Below are 3,034 nucleotides of genomic sequence, written 5' to 3' on the forward strand. Positions count from 1 at the left end.
GTACCCTGTCCAACTGTGTTGACTGTTAGGCCGCCTTCGCAGGCAAGCCAGCTCCCACATTGTCCGTGTCTAGTCAGACAACTCGGTCTACTGTGGCAGCTGGCTTTTCATAAAGTGGAAGGGCGGGACAGAAACACATCCGCCAGCCGTTGATTACGCGGCAGCCCTGCCAGGAACAAGCGCTTGGAAAAAGCCTCGACGTTGGCGGGGTGCCCGCAGAGCAAGGCCAGGGTGTGCCGGGAAACAAGCCGCAGTTGTGCCAATGCCGGCTGCAACTGCGCTGTAGTCCATAGCTCCACGGCAAGGTTCCCATGCTGCGCGGCAAGCGCCGTCAGAGGTTCGGCCAGATAATGAGCCTCGGCCTCATGGGCCAGGTGAATCACGCGAATCTCGCCTTGATGATCCTGGCGCAGAGCCTCGCGCAACACGCCCCACAAGGGGCCCAGGCCGGTACCGGAAGCCAGCAGCCACAATGGCCGCGATTGCCAGTCAGGATCATAGTGCAGCGCTCCACCCCGCAGTTCGCCCAGCCGTAGAGGCTCACCGACCTTGAACTGTCGCGCGGCATCGCTGAATGCACCAGGCTGGCGGCACTCGATATGAAACTCCAAGTACGGCTCTTCCTGGGGCAAGCTCGCCAGGGAATACGGACGTGCCACCTGCCCCGCCCACAGCACCAGATGCTGCCCGGCGCTGTACCGCAGGGCACGTTCCGGTTGCAGGCGCAGACGCAGTACCGTCGAACTCAGCCAATCGACGCCCACCACCTGGGCGGGCAGGCCATCGCGCTGAGGGTCAAACGCTTCGACCTTCAGGTTTGCACTCACCCGACACTGGCACGCCAGGCGCCAACCTTGCTGGCGCTGCGTCGGGCTCAGGGCATCGGGCTGCTGGTCGTCAACCTCACCCTCGCAACGCACCAGGCACGCATGGCAACTGCCGGCCCGGCAACTGAAGGGCACGGCCACGCCGGCCTGATTCAAGGCATCCAGCAGGTTGCTGCCGGAGGTGACCGACCAGTGGCGTTCGCCGACGTACAGTTCAGGCATATAAGGACTCAATCATTGCAAAGGGCTAATCCATAATGCGGGTAGCGTTTGGTGGGAGCGGGCTTGCTCGCGAAGGCAGAGTATCAGCAACCACCTACGTCGAAGCGTACACCGCCTTCGCGAGCAAGCCCGCTCCCACATTGGCCTGTGTTCACACTCCTCAGAGTTTGACCATAGTCGGGTGTATCGGCCACCGTGCCGGGTTATACTGCCGCGCCTTTTTAGCGTCGCGCCTGCACCATTCTGGCGTGCCTTGGAAAGATGGCGTCAGCCGACCGATGCAACACTGACGCCATCTTTATTGAATGTTCCCTTATAGAGGAGCGCGACTCATGACCGTGATCAAGCAAGACGACCTGATTCAGAGCGTTGCCGACGCCCTGCAATTCATTTCCTACTACCACCCCGTTGACTTCATCCAGGCCATGCACGAAGCCTACCTGCGCGAAGAATCGCCGGCAGCCCGTGACTCCATCGCCCAGATCCTGATCAACTCGCGCATGTGTGCCACCGGCCACCGCCCGATCTGCCAGGACACCGGTATCGTCACCGTGTTCGTGCGCGTGGGTATGGACGTGCGTTGGGACGGCGCCACCATGGGCCTGGACGACATGATCAACGAAGGCGTGCGTCGCGCCTACAACCTGCCGGAAAACGTCCTGCGCGCCTCGATCCTCGCCGACCCGGCCGGTGCTCGCAAGAACACCAAGGACAACACCCCAGCGGTCATCCACTACTCCATCGTCCCGGGTAACACCGTGGAAGTGGACGTGGCGGCCAAGGGTGGCGGTTCCGAGAACAAGTCGAAGATGGCCATGCTCAACCCGTCCGACTCGATCGTAGACTGGGTGCTAAAGACCGTTCCGACCATGGGCGCCGGCTGGTGCCCACCGGGCATGCTCGGCATCGGCATCGGCGGCACCGCCGAGAAAGCCGCAGTAATGGCCAAGGAAGTGTTGATGGAGTCCATCGACATCCACGAGCTGAAAAAGCGCGGCCCGCAGAACCGTATCGAAGAAATGCGCCTGGAGCTGTTCGAGAAGGTCAACCAACTGGGCATCGGTGCCCAGGGCCTGGGTGGCCTGACCACCGTGCTCGACGTGAAGATCATGGACTACCCGACCCACGCCGCTTCCCTGCCGGTGTGCATGATCCCCAACTGCGCCGCCACCCGTCACGCGCACTTCGTGCTCGACGGTTCGGGCCCGGCGTCGCTGGAAGCGCCACCGCTGGACGCCTACCCGGAAATCGTCTGGGAAGCCGGCCCATCGGCCCGTCGCGTCAACCTCGACACCCTGACCCCGGAAGAAGTGCAGAGCTGGAAGCCGGGCGAAACCGTACTGCTCAACGGCAAGATGCTCACCGGTCGCGACGCGGCGCACAAGCGCATGGTCGAGATGCTGAACAAGGGCGAAACCTTGCCGGTGGACCTCAAGGGCCGCTTTATCTACTACGTCGGCCCGGTTGATCCGGTGCGCGAAGAAGTGGTTGGCCCAGCGGGCCCGACCACCGCGACGCGGATGGACAAGTTCACCCGTCAGATCCTCGAGCAAACCGGCCTGCTGGGCATGATCGGCAAGTCCGAGCGCGGCCCGACCGCCATCGAAGCGATCAAGGACCACAAGGCCGTGTACCTGATGGCCGTGGGCGGCGCCGCTTACCTGGTGGCCCAGGCCATCAAGAAGTCGCGCGTGGTTGCCTTCGCCGAACTGGGCATGGAAGCCATCTACGAGTTCGACGTCAAAGACATGCCGGTCACCGTTGCCGTGGACAGCAAAGGCGAGTCAGTCCACATCACCGGTCCTGCCATCTGGCAGAAAAAGATCAGTGACAGCCTGGCGGTAGAAGTGCAGTAAGCACCTCTTCCAAAAGAATAAAGGCGACTGCGGCCCCATGGCCCAGTCGCCTTTTTTATGCCTGAAGCAAGGGAACTGCTCTTGCTCTTGCTCTTGCTCTTGCTCTTGCCGTTGATCTCAGGCGCCCCG

At 62.3% G+C, this 3,034-nt stretch carries 2 protein-coding genes; one reads left to right on the forward strand and one right to left on the reverse strand.

Annotation, left to right across the window (positions count from 1 at the left end):
* Positions 1-107 precede the first annotated feature (107 nt).
* Positions 108-1,049, reverse strand: coding sequence for an iron-sulfur-binding ferredoxin reductase (locus A7K61_RS30445; protein WP_069559012.1), 942 nt, complete (start codon positions 1,047-1,049; stop codon positions 108-110).
* Positions 1,050-1,381: 332 nt separating this feature from the next.
* Here A7K61_RS30445 and A7K61_RS30450 point away from each other — a divergent pair, with 332 nt between their 5' ends.
* Positions 1,382-2,905: a fumarate hydratase gene (locus tag A7K61_RS30450; RefSeq protein WP_003193907.1), complete on the forward strand. Its 1,524-nt coding sequence runs from the start codon at positions 1,382-1,384 to the stop codon at positions 2,903-2,905.
* Positions 2,906-3,034 lie beyond the last annotated feature (129 nt).

It is taken from the genome of Pseudomonas sp. AP42 (assembly GCF_001728935.1).
Classification (GTDB): Bacteria; Pseudomonadota; Gammaproteobacteria; order Pseudomonadales; family Pseudomonadaceae; genus Aquipseudomonas; species Aquipseudomonas lactis.

What these genes read in the sequence shown, in the direction of transcription:
- A7K61_RS30445 (WP_069559012.1), bottom strand. Translation starts at nt 1,049, where the DNA reads ATGCCTGAACTGTACGTCGGCGAACGCCACTGGTCGGTCACCTCCGGC.
- A7K61_RS30450 (WP_003193907.1), top strand. Translation starts at nt 1,382, where the DNA reads ATGACCGTGATCAAGCAAGACGACCTGATTCAGAGCGTTGCCGACGCC.